Below are 14,943 nucleotides of genomic sequence, written 5' to 3' on the forward strand. Positions count from 1 at the left end.
ACTAAACTAGAGAATAACGATTGATTGTGCTCTAGCATAATCAATATGGTAGGGAGAGATGGGAATGATTGAAAAAACAACTCGCATTAATTTTCTCTTCGATTTTTACCAGGCTTTATTAACAGATAAACAGAGAAGCTATATGGAACTTTATTATTTAGATGATTTATCTCTTGGAGAAATTGCGGAGGAATATACTATTTCTAGGCAGGCAGTATATGACAATATACGTCGAACTGAAGCTATGTTGGAAGAATATGAGGCAAAGCTTAGTCTGTTTTCTAAATTTCAACGTAGACAAGAAACGGTGGAACAACTGCTTTCTCTTGTAAAAGATCAATCATCTGAAAAAGAACTAATTCAACTCATTAATCAATTAAAAGAATGGGATTAGGAGGCGAACGAGCATGGCATTTGAAGGATTAGCTGAGCGACTCCAAGGTACACTTCAGAAGATTAAAGGTAAAGGGAAAATTTCTGAAGCCGATGTAAAAGAAATGATGAAAGAAGTCCGATATGCACTTCTTGAGGCAGACGTTAACTTAAAAGTAGTAAAAGAATTCGTCAAAAAAGTATCGGATCGTGCCGTTGGGCAAGACGTGATGAAAAGTTTAACTCCTGGTCAACAGGTTGTTAAAATCGTTAAAGATGAATTGACCGAACTGATGGGTGGAGAACAAAGTCAAATTTCTTTCTCTACTAGACCCCCAACGGTTATTATGATGGTCGGTTTGCAAGGAGCAGGGAAAACAACAACTACAGGTAAATTGGCCAATGTCCTACGTAAAAAGTATAATAAAAAGCCATTATTAGTAGCTGCTGATATTTATAGACCAGCTGCTGTTCAACAATTGGAAACGATTGGAAAACAACTTTCATTACCTGTGTTTTCTTTAGGAACCGATATATCCCCGGTTGAAATAGCCAAACAGGCTATGGAACATGCGAAGGAAGAACATTATGATGTAGTCATTATAGATACTGCAGGGCGTCTTCATATTGATGAGACACTTATGCAAGAGTTAAAGGATATACGTGCGATTAAAGAGCCTGATGAGGTGTTTTTAGTGGTAGATGCAATGACTGGTCAGGATGCAGTCAATGTAGCGAATAACTTTAATGAAGCTATAGGTATTACTGGTGTTGTTTTAACGAAGTTAGATGGAGACACACGCGGTGGAGCTGCATTATCTATTCGCTCCGTTACTCAAAAACCGATTAAATTTGTCGGGATGGGTGAAAAACTGGATGCATTGGAGCCTTTCCACCCGGAACGAATGGCGTCTCGAATTTTAGGTATGGGTGATATGATGTCACTGATCGAAAAAGCCCAGGCAAATGTCGATGAGGATCGAGCGAAGGAATTAGAAGAAAAATTCCGCACGCAAAGTTTTACATTCGATGATTTCCTAGAGCAAATCGGCCAAGTGAAACAAATGGGACCATTAGACGAAATTCTAAAAATGCTTCCAGGTGCAGGTAAAATCAAAGGATTGGAAAATGCGAAGGTAGATGAAAAGCAGATGGATCGTGTAGAAGCCATCATCTATTCGATGACTACGCAAGAAAAAACAACGCCAGAGATTATTAATGGACCAAGAAAAAAGAGAATTGCTAAAGGATCTGGTACATCTATTCAAGATATAAACAGATTACTAAAACAATTTGAAGACATGAAAAAAATGATGAAACAAATGACCAACATGCAACAAAAAGGCAAGAAAAAGATGAAAATGCCTGGTTTAGACTCATTATTTAAATAAAAAATATAGGGTGTTAAGAAAAAACACTTTACAAACAAATCAAAGCTTGATAATATACTATCTTGTGTGAAACTATTCGGAGGTGCAATGAAAATGGCAGTAAAAATTCGTTTAAAACGTATCGGAGCAAAAAAGTCTCCTTTCTATCGTATTGTAGTAGCAGACTCTCGCGCACCGCGTGATGGTCGTCAAATTGAAACAGTAGGTACTTACAACCCACTTACTAAACCAGCTGAAGTTAAAATTAACGAAGAATTAGCGTTAAAATGGCTTCAAGATGGTGCGAAACCATCTGATACAGTTCGTAACTTGTTCTCAGAACAAGGAATTATGGAAAAATTCCATAACGCAAAACTCGGCAAATAATCGGAGGTGACAATGTGAAGCAGCTGATCGAAGCAATCGTTAAACCGATAGTTGATTATCCAGAAAATGTGAAGGTTGAAAAAGAAGAAAGTATAAACCGTATAGTTTATAAACTTTCTGTTCATCCTGAAGATATGGGAAAAGTAATTGGCAAACAAGGGCGTGTCGCGAAAGCAATTCGCACAATTGTTTACTCAGCAGCAGGCAGTCACCAAAAGAAAAAAACATATGTCGACATATTAGATTAAAGGAAGAACAATTTGTTCTTCCTTTTTTGATAGCTAAGAAAACATTATACTCAGTATATGTCTAGCTCCAAACGCCAGCGAAAGTATATAAAAATGTCCTGTTAACACTTGTTTAAGGGACTTGTAAGAATGAATAATCCTATGATTTCCGTTACAGGTGATGGAACGAAGGCTAAGAGCGCCACCTCGTGTGGCAACACCTTCGTGACCAACATCCTGTTGGCCTTCGCGGGCGTTGCCACAGCCTCCTCGCTTGGAAAACATATGCTCCTGCGGTTACTCGTCGCAAAGACATTACCCAAACAAAGTTTGGCCAATGGCTTCGCTGCGGGGTCTTCGCCTAACGCTTTTCCCACTGGAGTCGCCACCTTGCACTACAATCAATAAATGTGTAGTACTACACTAAAAGATTTGGCATAGATTTTCAGTAACATAAAAAGATTGGTCAAATTTTTAGCGGTCAATTCAAATCAATTGTAATCTGTTTTAAATTTAAAATGCTAACCAATAATAGATGAAGAATGCGGTATTTAATTTATACTATTAGGATAGAGAAAGACCGCTTATTTTATACGATATTGTATACAACTTTTCTTAATATTAAGTGGTTATTGTAGATTGTAGATTGTAGATTGTAGCGCAGGTCGGCGACTCCAGTGGGACAGCACGAGGGAGAGACTACAGGCTCGAGCCGTGCCCACGGAAAGCGTCCGACCGGAGCGGAAATCAATGGCATATCTAGGTTTATGTTTTGAACTAGGAGGTAATCTTATTGGAATGGTTTAATGTAGGTAAAATAGTAAATACACACGGTATTTGGGGAGAGATTCGAGTAATCTCTACGACAGACTTTGCAGACGAACGCTTTGAGGTTGGAAGTGAACTTGCTCTGCATAAAGCGGATGGCTCCAAACCAATTATCGTTAAAGTAGCAAGTCATCGCAGACATAAGAACTTTGAATTATTAACTTTTGAAGGATATGCGTTGTTGAAGGATGTTGAGGCATTTAAAAATGCTATTTTAAAGGTTTCTGAAAAGTATCTTTCGGAGCTAGAAGAAAATGAGTTCTATTTTCATGAAATAATTGGCTGTACAGTAGAATCTACTGAAGGTGAAATCATTGGAACTATAACAGAAATTATTCAAACAGGGGCCAATGATGTTTGGACAGTAAAACCGGAACAAGGTAAAAAAAACCACTATATTCCGTATATTGAGGATGTAGTGAAATCAATTGATATTGAACAGAAGAAAATTACTATAGAAGTACTGGACGGATTGTTGTCATGATGAACATCCACATTCTTTCTCTTTTTCCTGAAATGTTCACAGGTGTATTTAATTCATCGATTTTGAAAAAGGCTCAAGAAAAGAATGAAGTAGCAATAAATGTAGTGAATTTTAGAGATTACTCAGGCAATAAACACCATCAAGTGGATGACTATCCTTATGGTGGTGGAGCAGGAATGGTGTTGAAGCCAGAACCTATTTTTAATGCCCTAGAGGCTCTTCCGCCAAGTCAGGGACCAACAAGACGCATTATCCTGTTATGTCCACAGGGAGAGCGTTTTACGCAGAAAAAAGCAGAAGAACTTGCCCTAGAGGAAGAACTTGTTTTTATTTGTGGTCATTATGAGGGTTATGATGAACGAATTAGAGAGCATTTAGTAACAGATGAAATTTCTATAGGAGATTTTGTATTAACAGGTGGCGAGCTAGCAGCTATGACTGTAGTGGATAGTGTTGTGAGATTATTGCCTAATGTGTTAGGTAATGCAGAATCACATGAAAAAGATTCTTTTTCTACTGGTTTGTTAGAACATCCCCATTACACCCGTCCTGTGGAATTCCGTGGTTTTAAAGTTCCGGATGTATTAATGTCTGGAAACCATGCGGCAATTGATCGTTGGCGCAAAGAACAGTCATTAAAAAGAACGTTCACCCGTAGACCAGATTTATTGGAGCAGATAATATTGACTTCCGAAGAGGAACGTTTATTAAAAGAAATAAAAGGATAGTAATTTTGTAATAATTATTGCATCCAATAATTAGTTGTGTTATATTTTACTATGTGCTTTTATTAAAGTACTGATTTTGGATGTTCCGCTGCAACAGCAACTGTGTGTAAGAGCATTCTACAGAAGGAGAGAAAATGATGCAAAACATTATTTCAGAAATCACTAAAGAACAATTACGTTCAGACCTTCCAACGTTCCGTCCAGGGGACACAGTTCGTGTTCACGTTAAGATTGTTGAAGGAACTCGCGAACGTATCCAAATGTACGAAGGAGTTGTAATTAAACGTCGCGGTGGCGGAATTAGCGAAACTTTCACAGTTCGTAAAATTTCATCCGGTGTTGGTGTTGAACGTACATTCCCTGTACACACACCAAAAATTGCAAACTTAGAAGTTACTCGTCGTGGTAAAGTTCGTCGTGCTAAACTGTACTACTTACGTGACCTACGTGGTAAAGCTGCTCGTATTAAAGAGCGTCGTTAATAGTAAAAGCAAATGTTGTAGCGAAGGTGTTTCCACTTTTGCTACAACATTTTTTATTTTGACTTTGTCTAAAAAATTTTTAACTAGTGGGATATATTTCATGTCACACAAACAACGAGAAAAATGTACAATAGTTTTTGCTTGAAAAGAGTTTTCCTTGTACAATAAAGACAATAACTAAAGGGGGCAAGTTGATGGAACAAGTAAAAAAAGAAAAGAATGAATTATGGGAGTGGTCAAAAGCTCTATTAATTGCTTTTGGGCTAGCAGCAATAATTCGCTTCTTTTTATTTACACCTATCGTAGTAGACGGAGAATCGATGATGCCTACATTAGAGAATGGGGATCGTATGGTTGTCAACAAAATTGGCTATATGGTTGGTGAACCGGATCGCTATGACATAGTGGTATTCCATGCCCCAGAGCAAAAGAATTACATCAAACGTGTAATCGGGCTCCCTGGTGATCATGTAGAGTTTAAAAATGATCAATTATACGTTAATGGAAAAGCTATGGAAGAACCTTATTTGGATCAATATAAAAGTGAAATTACAGATGGTACACTTACAGAGGACTTCGCTATAGAAGGAACTCCTGCCGAAGTGGAGATAATCCCTGAAGGATATATTTTTGTTATGGGCGATAACCGAAGATATAGTAAAGACAGTCGACATATTGGACTAGTCGATATTGATGAAGTTATTGGTAATACGAATATTGTTTTTTGGCCTCTGAATGAAATCGGTTTTATTAAGTAAAAAGGAGGTGCACTATGACAATTCAATGGTTTCCTGGTCATATGGCCAAAGCGAGAAGAGAAGTAACCGAAAACTTAAAATTAGTGGATATTGTATTTGAATTAATAGATGCACGTTTACCTCTATCATCTAGAAATCCAATGATAGATGAAGTTATACATCAGAAAACAAGATTGCTCATATTAAATAAAATGGATATGGCAGATGAAATGCAAACTAAAAAATGGATTGCCTATTTTGAGGAAAAAGGGCATCCTGCGGTGGCAATTAACTCTTTAGAGGGAAAAGGGCTCCAAACCGTATTTAAGGCGGCAAAAGAGCTGTTAAAGCCTAAATGGGACCGTATGAAGGACAGAGGCATTAAACCTAGAGCAATTCGGGCAATGATTGTTGGTATCCCGAATGTGGGTAAATCCACGCTCATTAACCGATTTGCAAAGAAAAATATTGCCAGAACAGGTAATACACCGGGTGTAACGAAAAGGCAACAATGGATCAAGGTAGAAAGAGAAATTGAATTGTTAGATACACCGGGTATCTTATGGCCGAGATTTGAGGATCAGCAAGTGGGTTATAAACTTGCTCTTACAGGGGCTATTAAAGATGCAGTCATCAATATGGAAGATTTAGCTGTTTACGGCTTAAATTTTTTGCAGGACCACTATCCAAAGCGTATGGAAGAACGGTATCAGATTAAAGAAGTTAACAAAGATTTAGTAGAAACGTTTGACCATATAGGGAAGTTAAGAAGATGTTATACAAACGGAACCGAAATAGATTACGATCAAGTTTCGGAACTTATTGTTCGAGACGTTCGTAATCTAAATCTAGGTAGATTAACATTTGATTTTGTGGAAGAATATGACTGAATTATGAACCCCTTTTTGCCAAATGGTAAAAAGGGGTTTGTCTTTTCAGTAGAGTTTCCATTACATGTGGAGTTATTTAATTTTATACATATTTGCCGATACATAGATTAAGTGATAGAAAGTTGATGTGAATGTAATGTTAAGTTTAAAAGAAATAAAAGAAAAATTGGAGCAATCTTCAGGCACAGAAACGTGGATAACTGAGTTAGAGCAGGATGAAAGAATCGGTGCTCGAAAACTATGGACAAGTTGGAAAAGAAAACAACAACTCGTACTATTGGAGCGTCAAGCACATGAAGAAAAAATGGTATTTGATAGAAGTTATTGTTCTCGTGACAATGATTTAGTGGCAGGGGTAGATGAGGCAGGGCGCGGTCCTTTAGCAGGACCAGTAGTAACAGCGGCTGTCATACTTCAACAGAATACAGAAGATTTAATTGGCCTAGATGATTCTAAACAATTATCCAGAAATAAACGAAATGAATTAGCTACAACGATTAAACAAAAGGCAATTGCTTATAGTATCCACTTTCAATCAGTTGAAAAAATAGACGAGCTCAATATTTACGAAGCAACGAAACAATCCATGACAGAAGCTGTTTTGAGTTTAGAAGCAAGACCAAATGTCGTATTAGTAGATGCCATGAAATTGCCAATTGATATAGAAACACATTCCATTATAAAAGGTGATGCAAAAAGCTTAGCAATTGCTGCGGCATCTATATTAGCTAAAACGGCTCGAGACGAATATATGGATCAATTACATGAGCAATTTCCTATGTATTTATTTAACAAGCATGCTGGTTATGGCACAAAGCTACATATCGAAATGATAGAACAATATGGGCCCACCCAGCATCATCGAACAACATTCGAACCGATTAAGTCTATATTAAGAATGAGGTGATTACGTGAATTCTACATCTTTTTCAATTATCCAATCACAAGGAACTTCTGCCATAAACTCTCCATTTCAAGTACCTATGAAGGAAGGTCAAGTAGTTCACGGTACGATTAAAAAATTGTACCCAAACCAAACGGCAGAAGTACAAATAGGCAATCAAAAAGTAATAGCTAAATTAGAGACTCCGCTAAAAGCTGGAGATTCTCATTTTTTTCAAGTTGAAAAATCGGCACCTGAATTACAGTTAAAAGTAGTTACCGGCCCTCTCACGCAGGGAAATTCCATAGCACAACAAGGCCAACAATTATTACTAGCCATGAATTTGCCAAAAACAACTGAAATGCAAGCAGCTATTCAGTTTTTTATGAAACAACAACTACCCGTTTCTAAAGAGACATTGATGCAAGTAGAACAATTATTAAAGCAACTGCCAAAAGATATGACGATGAAAGCTGCGCTCGAGACTATTCAAAAAATGGTGGATATGAAACTTCCTTTAACAGCATCCATGCTACAGACGGTAACTAGCGGAAAATCGACTGACGGACTGCATAATATCCTTCAAAATTTACAAACTCAATTACAGCTGGATCAAACAGTGTCGCCAGCATTAAAAAATAATATCCTTGAGAATTTAGTGAAATTAGCAGAGCCATTCATTGGGCCAGTAGCTGGAGCAATGCTTGGGAAGCAAGTAGAAATCCTTCAAAACCAGCAGCAACCACTATCTTCTCGCTTACCGATGTTACAACTTTTAAAAGAATCTAGTGTTTTGCCAACCACTGCAAGTCTTGCGAATCCTACTCCGATTTCTGGTCAGCAGGCAGTTGTGAATTCAGCTGGTGAATTATTATTAAAGCTTGGTCAGGCTCCTCCATCAGAAAAAGGACAAGTGTTAGAACAATTACGAAATTGGGTAAGTCAGCAGCCTTCTTTAACGTCCACCCAAAAAACTGAAGTACTGGCTTTATTAAAAAATGATAGTCAACCTAACCAACTACAAGCAGTCAATAATGCATTGACAAAAGTATTTGCAGAGCAAAGTCAACAAGCGATATTCTCAAAGGATTTGAATGGGTTAACCCCCAAGGAACATTTGGTGTCATTGCTAGGGAAAGGGACTACCGTAGAATCGATTGCACAAACTTTACAACAAGTAACAAATAATAGTAAAAATCCTACAAGTAGTCCTTTATTAACTCAAACTATCGTACAAGCAGAACAACATGTTATACAGCAGCTAGATGGAAAAGCATTCGAGCATGCTATGAAAGAGGTATTAAAAACGCTTGGATTTGGTTATGAAGCGAAGCTAGGGAGTAATAGCGAAGAAATAAGACAATTAGCTTCTCAATTAAAGCCACAAATAGTGGAGTTATTACAAAACCAAACCATTTCTTCTACGATCAGAGATAGTGCCGAAACAGTCCTTGCCCGCATGAATGGATTACAAATACTATCCAATGAAAATGGACCCCAGCACCAATTGCTAATGCAAGTTCCATTAGAATTTTTAGGCAAAAAAATGGATGCTACACTTGAGTGGAATGGTCGTATGAAAGAAGACGGTAAAATTGACGCTGATTTTGCTAGAATAATGTTTTATTTGCAACTAGATACTTTAGAAGAAACGGTAGTAGATATGCAGGTGCAAAATAGAATAGTATCGATTACTTTATATAATAATGATGTGCAGTTAAGTTCGTTAGCTGAAAAGTATAAAGAAACAATAAAGAATGGATTATCATCTGTCGGCTATCAGCTATCTGGAGTATTCATAAAAACATTCGAGCAACAAAAAATGACAGCGGCATTAAAATCGAAAGCAAACACGGTTGATGTGCAAGGAGTAGACATTCGTATATGAAAGAGGAAAGATATACTCGAAAAGAAGCGGTAGCAATAACATATAATCCAGGGGTAAATGATGCACCAAAAATAGTTGCCAAAGGAAAAGGGAAAATAGCAGAAAATATTTTGGCAAAAGCGGAAGAGTTTAATGTACCGGTTCAGGAGGATGCGAGTTTAGTAGAACTTCTTGGACAATTAGATATCAATCAATCTATTCCAGAGGAGCTATATCAGGCTGTGGCTGAGGTCTTTGCTTATGTTTATAAAATAGATAAAGAAAAAGGAAACCAAGGTTAATATTCCGGTTGGTAAACTGAATATTCTCTATTTTACGCAAATGCTAGACTTTTGTGGACAAGTTGTGACACTTTGAATACAATTGAAAGGTAGTAAATTACTTGACTTAAGTTTGATTGGAGGATGTAAGATGAATATCCATGAATATCAAGGTAAACAACTCCTTAGACAATATGGCGTAGCGGTTTCTAACGGAATTGTAGCTTTCTCACCAGATGAGGCAGTGAAAGCAGCAAAAGAATTAGGATCAAGCGTTATTGTTGTAAAAGCTCAAATTCACGCAGGTGGACGAGGTAAAGCTGGTGGAGTTAAAATCGCAAAAAATCTAGATGAGGTACGTGAATACGCGAAGGAACTATTAGGTAAAGTACTTGTTACTCACCAAACTGGCCCTGAAGGTAAAGAAATTAAACGTTTACTGATCGAAGAAGGAAGCGACATCAAGAAAGAATACTATGTAGGGTTAGTTTTAGACCGTTCAACTTCTCGTGTTACATTAATGGGCTCTGAAGAGGGCGGTATGGACATTGAAGAAGTGGCTGCAAATTCTCCTGAAAAACTTTTCTATGAAGAAATCGATCCAGTTGTAGGCTTAACAGGCTTCCAAGCACGTCGTATGGCATTTAATATGAATATCCCAGCTAAACTAGTGAATAAAGCAGCTAAATTTATGCTTGGATTATATCAAGTTTATAAAGAAAAAGATGCTTCAATCGTTGAAATCAACCCATTAGTAGTAACTACTGATGACGATGTTTTAGCGCTTGATGCAAAATTCAACTTCGATGGTAACGCATTATATCGTCATAAAGATATTTTAGAAATGCGTGATTATGATGAAGAGGATCCAAAAGAAATTGAAGCTTCAAAATATGACCTAAGCTATATTTCATTAGACGGAAATATCGGTTGTATGGTTAATGGTGCAGGACTAGCTATGGCAACAATGGATACGATTAGCTATTACGGCGGTTCACCCGCAAACTTCCTTGACGTTGGGGGCGGCGCGACAGCTGAAAAAGTAACAGAAGCATTCAAAATCATCCTTTCTGATAAAAACGTAAAAGGCATTTTTGTTAATATCTTCGGTGGTATTATGAAGTGTGACATTATCGCTGAAGGTGTTATTATTGCAGCGAAAGAACTAGGTCTAGTAGTACCACTTGTAGTTCGTTTAGAAGGTACTAACGTAGAATTAGGTAAAAAACTATTAAATGAATCAGGCTTAAATATCGTTGCTGCAGATTCAATGGCAGACGGTGCTCAAAAAATCGTTAATCTTGTAGGATAAGAAAGGCAGGGACAAAAAGTGAGCATATATATTAATAAAGATACTAAAGTAATTGTACAAGGAATTACGGGCTCAACTGCTCTTTTCCATACAAAGCAAATGTTAGAATATGGAACTAAAATCGTTGCTGGGGTAACACCTGGTAAAGGTGGAACAGAAGTAGAAGGAGTGCCAGTTTTCAATACAGTGGAAGACGCTGTTAAAGCTACTGGCGCTAATGTTTCTGTAATTTATGTTCCAGCACCATTTGCTGCAGATGCGATTTTAGAAGCTGTTGATGCTGATTTAGATATGACTATTTGTATAACGGAGCATATCCCAGTGCTCGACATGGTTAACGTTAGACGTTACATGGAAGGCAAGAAAACTCGTCTAGTTGGACCAAACTGCCCAGGTGTTATTACTGCAGATGAATGTAAAATTGGTATTATGCCAGGCTACATCAACACTAAAGGCCATGTAGGAGTAGTTTCTCGTTCAGGGACTCTAACTTATGAGGCTGTTCTACAATTAACTGATGCAGGTATCGGTCAATCTACTTCTGTAGGTATTGGTGGAGATCCGGTTAACGGAACAAACTTCATCGATGTTCTAAAAGAATTCAATGATGACCCTGACACATATGCAGCAGTAATGATTGGGGAAATTGGTGGAACTGCAGAAGAAGAGGCAGCTGAATGGATTAAAGCTAATATGACAAAACCTGTCATTGGATTCATCGGTGGTCAAACTGCACCTGAGGGTAAACGTATGGGTCATGCTGGAGCTATTATTTCTGGTGGACAAGGCACGGCAGAAGGAAAAATCAAAGCAATGGAAGCAGCTGGCATGAAAGTTGCGGCAACTCCATCTGTTATTGGTGAAACTTTAATCGAAGCAATTAAAGAAGCAGGTATTTACGATTCTTGTAAAACACATTAAGATAAAAGTACGGCACATCAACCGGTGTTGCCGTATTTTTTTTAAATATCCCACGCACGAATGGACAAATATTACTAAACTAGTCATATAAATAAGGAGGAAACCAATGAATAATGATCAATTTACTAACCGTTTTTTAGCTTTACATTATATTTTTCCGGTGCCACTAAATAAGTTATTCCCATTACTTGAATATGATCCTGAACTATCTAAATTAGAAAAGATATCCCCGCAATTATTGTCGAAACTATGTAAAATAACCCTCGAACGCGCTATTAAACTACAAAAAATGTTTCAAGAATTTGTCGAAACTCCGATGATTCAAATGTATGAAAAGCAATCGATTACCCCCATTCTTTTTTCCGATCCCAACTATCCTAAAAGTCTATTAAATTTATATGATCCTCCAGCCGCGATATACGTAAAAGGTAAAATTGAATTACTTTCCAACCCTAAAAAAATAGCAATTATTGGTTCTAGAGAGGCAACGGATTATTCCGCCGAAAGTATCAAAACTATACTCCCCCCATTAATAAACGAAGAGTATGTAATTGTTAGTGGTCTTGCAAAGGGAGCAGATACTTTAGCTCATGAAATAACGATGAACTTAGGTGGCAAAACGATTGCAGTTCTAGGAACAGGATTATTTCATGTATACCCTAAACAAAATATTAAATTGGCTAATGAAATGGTGAAAAATCAGTTATTATTGACAGAGTACCCTCCGTATATAACACCACAGAAGTGGAATTTTCCTATGAGAAATAGAATTATTAGTGGACTTTCCAAAGGTGTCGTTATTACAGAAGCGACAAAAAAGAGTGGTACAGTTTCCACTATGGAGCATGCATTAGAAAATGGTAAGGAGATTTTTGCAATTCCTGGATCTATCCACTCTCCACTTTCTGTAGGTCCGCATATGCTTATATTAGAGGGTGCCAAGCCAGTTTGGGACGGCCATCAAATACTGGAAGAATTAATTAAATAAAAAACAAAAAAATGAAAAGTCTTGCTTTTATAAGAAAACTGTTATACATTTTGCAACAGGTATTTGTTTTGTAGATTAAAGCGAGTTACCTTCTATAAGGAGGCAGATTTATGTCGGATTATTTGGTAATTGTTGAATCACCAGCAAAGGCAAAAACAATAGAAAAATATCTTGGAAAGAAATATAAAGTGAAAGCATCGATTGGTCACGTACGTGATCTACCTAGAAGTCAAATGGGTGTCGATACGGAAAATAACTACGAACCAAAGTATATAACAATTAGGGGTAAAGGCCCTGTACTACAAGAATTAAAAACAGCAGCAAAAAAAGCGAAGAAAATTTATCTCGCGGCTGACCCTGACAGAGAAGGGGAAGCAATTGCATGGCATTTGGCAAAAGCTTTAAATGTTGATATTGAATCAGATTGCCGGGTAGTATTCAATGAAATTACAAAAGAGGCAATACTAGAATCCTTTAAACACCCTAGACCAATAAATACGGATTTAGTAGATGCTCAGCAAGCAAGAAGAATTTTAGACAGACTGGTAGGATACAATATAAGTCCAATTTTATGGAAAAAAGTTAAAAAAGGACTTTCAGCAGGACGTGTTCAATCGGTAGCTCTTCGTTTAATTATGGATCGAGAAAATGAGATAAATAATTTCACACCAGAAGAATACTGGACAATTGAAGGGCAATTCGATAAAAGCAAGAAAGCATTCGATGCTCTCTATTATGGCAGTGAAAAAGAAAAACGTAAGCTTACGAATGAACAAGAAGTAAAAGAAGTGTTAACATTAATTAAAGGTAAAAAATTTGAAGTTGCCAATGTAGTGAAAAAAGAACGCAAACGTAATCCAGCTCTTTCATTTACTACATCCTCGCTTCAACAGGAAGCTGCTAGAAAGCTGAATTTTAGAGCTAGAAAAACAATGATGCTTGCACAGCAATTATATGAAGGAATTGACCTAGGCAAAAAACAAGGTATAGTCGGGTTAATTACTTATATGCGTACAGATTCAACAAGAATCTCTGAGAGTGCAAAGGCAGATGCACAGGAATATATTAAAAATGAATATGGTTCGGAATACATTTCGACGAAGGAAGCAGAAAAGCAATCGAAGAAATCACAAGATGCCCACGAAGCTGTTCGACCTACCAGTGTATTAAGAACCCCAAATGAAGTTAAAGCAATTCTATCTCGTGACCAACTAAAGTTATACAAATTAATATGGGAACGTTTTTTAGCTAGTCAAATGGCATCAGCTATACTAGACACCGTAGCCGTTGACCTTAAAAACGGGGAAGTTTACTTTAGAGCAAATGGTTCTCAAGTTAAATTTCCAGGATTTATGAAGGTGTATGTGGAAGGTTCGGATGATCAAACAGATGATAAGGACAAGCTATTACCGATTCTAGAGGTCGGAGATAAGGTCAATGCATTGTCCATTGATCCGAAGCAACATTTTACTCAACCTCCTCCAAGATACTCGGAAGCAAGACTTGTGAAAACACTAGAAGAGATAGGGATAGGTAGACCCTCTACTTATGCTCCAACTTTAGATACGATTCAAAAACGAGGATATGTAGCTTTAGAAACGAAGCGTTTTGTTCCTACTGAGCTTGGAACAATTGTCCATCATCTCGTATTGGAGTTCTTCCCTCAAATTTTAGATATAGAGTTTACTGCCCAGATGGAAAGAGATTTGGATAGTGTAGAAGAGGGACATGTTAAATGGGTGGAAGTAATTGATGGCTTCTATCAAGATTTTGAGAAGCGTGTCATTTATGCAGACGCTGAGATGGAAAAAATTGTTATTAAAGATGAACCAACAGGAGAAGATTGTGAAAACTGTGGTTCACCAATGGTGTATAAATTAGGGCGATACGGTAAATTTATGGCTTGTAGCAACTTCCCCGAATGTCGCAATACAAAGGCAATTATCAAGGAAATAGGTGTCCCTTGCCGATCGTGTGAAGAGGGTCAAATAGTAGAAAGAAAAAGTAAAACAAAGCGGTTGTTTTATGGCTGTAACCAATATCCAACATGTGAATTCGTTTCATGGGATAAGCCGATAGCCCGACCATGTCCAAAATGTAATGAAATGTTAGTAGAGAAGAAATTGAAAAAAGGTATACAAATACAATGTGTTGCGTGTGATTATAAAGAAGATCCGCAAAGTTAG

The 14,943-nt window shown here is 37.3% G+C and carries 16 protein-coding genes; all 16 read left to right on the forward strand.

Annotated features, from left to right (window positions below):
- The first annotated feature begins 64 nt into the window (after positions 1-64).
- Positions 65-394: a putative DNA-binding protein gene (locus LDK52_RS01250; RefSeq protein ID WP_277584138.1), complete on the forward strand. Its 330-nt coding sequence runs from the start codon at positions 65-67 to the stop codon at positions 392-394.
- Positions 395-407: 13 nt separating this feature from the next.
- The gene (gene ffh / locus LDK52_RS01255) at positions 408-1,763 is read left to right on the forward strand and encodes a signal recognition particle protein (protein ID WP_277584139.1); all 1,356 of its coding nucleotides are present in this window, start codon (positions 408-410) and stop codon (positions 1,761-1,763) included.
- Positions 1,764-1,856: 93 nt separating this feature from the next.
- The gene (gene rpsP, locus LDK52_RS01260) at positions 1,857-2,129 is read left to right on the forward strand and encodes a 30S ribosomal protein S16 (RefSeq protein WP_277584140.1); all 273 of its coding nucleotides are present in this window, start codon (positions 1,857-1,859) and stop codon (positions 2,127-2,129) included.
- A gap of 14 nt (positions 2,130-2,143) precedes the next feature.
- Positions 2,144-2,377: a KH domain-containing protein gene (locus tag LDK52_RS01265; RefSeq protein WP_090562641.1), complete on the forward strand. Its 234-nt coding sequence runs from the start codon at positions 2,144-2,146 to the stop codon at positions 2,375-2,377.
- A gap of 772 nt (positions 2,378-3,149) precedes the next feature.
- Positions 3,150-3,668, forward strand: a complete 519-nt coding sequence (gene rimM / locus LDK52_RS01270) for a ribosome maturation factor RimM (RefSeq protein ID WP_277584141.1) — start codon at positions 3,150-3,152, stop codon at positions 3,666-3,668.
- Positions 3,668-4,396 (forward strand): tRNA (guanosine(37)-N1)-methyltransferase TrmD, encoded by a 729-nt coding sequence (trmD, locus tag LDK52_RS01275; RefSeq protein WP_277584297.1) that lies wholly within the window; start codon positions 3,668-3,670, stop codon positions 4,394-4,396. The genes rimM and trmD overlap by 1 nt, the downstream gene beginning before the upstream one ends.
- Positions 4,397-4,533: 137 nt before the next feature.
- On the forward strand, positions 4,534-4,878 hold the full coding sequence (rplS, locus tag LDK52_RS01280; RefSeq protein ID WP_277584142.1) for a 50S ribosomal protein L19: 345 nt from the start codon (positions 4,534-4,536) through the stop codon (positions 4,876-4,878).
- 194 nt (positions 4,879-5,072) lie between these two features.
- Entirely contained in the window at positions 5,073-5,636 is a 564-nt protein-coding gene (gene lepB / locus LDK52_RS01285; protein WP_277584143.1) for a signal peptidase I, read from the forward strand.
- Positions 5,637-5,650: 14 nt separating this feature from the next.
- Entirely contained in the window at positions 5,651-6,505 is an 855-nt protein-coding gene (ylqF, locus tag LDK52_RS01290) for a ribosome biogenesis GTPase YlqF (protein ID WP_277584144.1), read from the forward strand.
- Between the two features lie 136 nt (positions 6,506-6,641).
- Positions 6,642-7,412, forward strand: a complete 771-nt coding sequence (locus LDK52_RS01295) for a ribonuclease HII (protein ID WP_277584145.1) — start codon at positions 6,642-6,644, stop codon at positions 7,410-7,412.
- Between the two features lie 4 nt (positions 7,413-7,416).
- Entirely contained in the window at positions 7,417-9,276 is a 1,860-nt protein-coding gene (locus tag LDK52_RS01300) for a hypothetical protein (RefSeq protein WP_277584146.1), read from the forward strand.
- Complete coding sequence (locus LDK52_RS01305; RefSeq protein ID WP_277584147.1) at positions 9,273-9,557, forward strand: EscU/YscU/HrcU family type III secretion system export apparatus switch protein; 285 nt, start codon at positions 9,273-9,275, stop codon at positions 9,555-9,557. Before LDK52_RS01300 ends, LDK52_RS01305 begins: the two co-directional genes overlap by 4 nt.
- A 130-nt stretch (positions 9,558-9,687) precedes the next feature.
- Entirely contained in the window at positions 9,688-10,848 is a 1,161-nt protein-coding gene (sucC, locus tag LDK52_RS01310) for an ADP-forming succinate--CoA ligase subunit beta (protein WP_277584148.1), read from the forward strand.
- An 18-nt stretch (positions 10,849-10,866) separates the two neighbouring features.
- Positions 10,867-11,769 carry a succinate--CoA ligase subunit alpha gene (gene sucD, locus LDK52_RS01315; protein ID WP_277584149.1) on the forward strand — a complete coding sequence of 301 codons (903 nt, stop codon included), beginning with the start codon at positions 10,867-10,869 and terminating at the stop codon, positions 11,767-11,769.
- A gap of 106 nt (positions 11,770-11,875) precedes the next feature.
- Positions 11,876-12,757, forward strand: coding sequence for a DNA-processing protein DprA (gene dprA / locus LDK52_RS01320; RefSeq protein WP_277584150.1), 882 nt, complete (start codon positions 11,876-11,878; stop codon positions 12,755-12,757).
- 110 nt (positions 12,758-12,867) lie between these two features.
- Positions 12,868-14,943: a type I DNA topoisomerase gene (gene topA / locus LDK52_RS01325; protein WP_277584151.1), complete on the forward strand. Its 2,076-nt coding sequence runs from the start codon at positions 12,868-12,870 to the stop codon at positions 14,941-14,943.

The organism is Psychrobacillus antarcticus (genome assembly GCF_029533155.1).
Taxonomy (GTDB): Bacteria; Bacillota; Bacilli; order Bacillales_A; family Planococcaceae; genus Psychrobacillus; species Psychrobacillus antarcticus.

What these genes read in the sequence shown, in the direction of transcription:
- sucC (WP_277584148.1), top strand. Translation starts at nt 9,688, where the DNA reads ATGAATATCCATGAATATCAAGGTAAACAACTCCTTAGACAATATGGC.
- topA (WP_277584151.1), top strand. Translation starts at nt 12,868, where the DNA reads ATGTCGGATTATTTGGTAATTGTTGAATCACCAGCAAAGGCAAAAACA.
- rplS (WP_277584142.1), top strand. Translation starts at nt 4,534, where the DNA reads ATGCAAAACATTATTTCAGAAATCACTAAAGAACAATTACGTTCAGAC.
- lepB (WP_277584143.1), top strand. Translation starts at nt 5,073, where the DNA reads ATGGAACAAGTAAAAAAAGAAAAGAATGAATTATGGGAGTGGTCAAAA.
- LDK52_RS01295 (WP_277584145.1), top strand. Translation starts at nt 6,642, where the DNA reads ATGTTAAGTTTAAAAGAAATAAAAGAAAAATTGGAGCAATCTTCAGGC.
- dprA (WP_277584150.1), top strand. Translation starts at nt 11,876, where the DNA reads ATGAATAATGATCAATTTACTAACCGTTTTTTAGCTTTACATTATATT.
- LDK52_RS01250 (WP_277584138.1), top strand. Translation starts at nt 65, where the DNA reads ATGATTGAAAAAACAACTCGCATTAATTTTCTCTTCGATTTTTACCAG.
- ffh (WP_277584139.1), top strand. Translation starts at nt 408, where the DNA reads ATGGCATTTGAAGGATTAGCTGAGCGACTCCAAGGTACACTTCAGAAG.
- LDK52_RS01305 (WP_277584147.1), top strand. Translation starts at nt 9,273, where the DNA reads ATGAAAGAGGAAAGATATACTCGAAAAGAAGCGGTAGCAATAACATAT.
- rpsP (WP_277584140.1), top strand. Translation starts at nt 1,857, where the DNA reads ATGGCAGTAAAAATTCGTTTAAAACGTATCGGAGCAAAAAAGTCTCCT.
- trmD (WP_277584297.1), top strand. Translation starts at nt 3,668, where the DNA reads ATGAACATCCACATTCTTTCTCTTTTTCCTGAAATGTTCACAGGTGTA.
- ylqF (WP_277584144.1), top strand. Translation starts at nt 5,651, where the DNA reads ATGACAATTCAATGGTTTCCTGGTCATATGGCCAAAGCGAGAAGAGAA.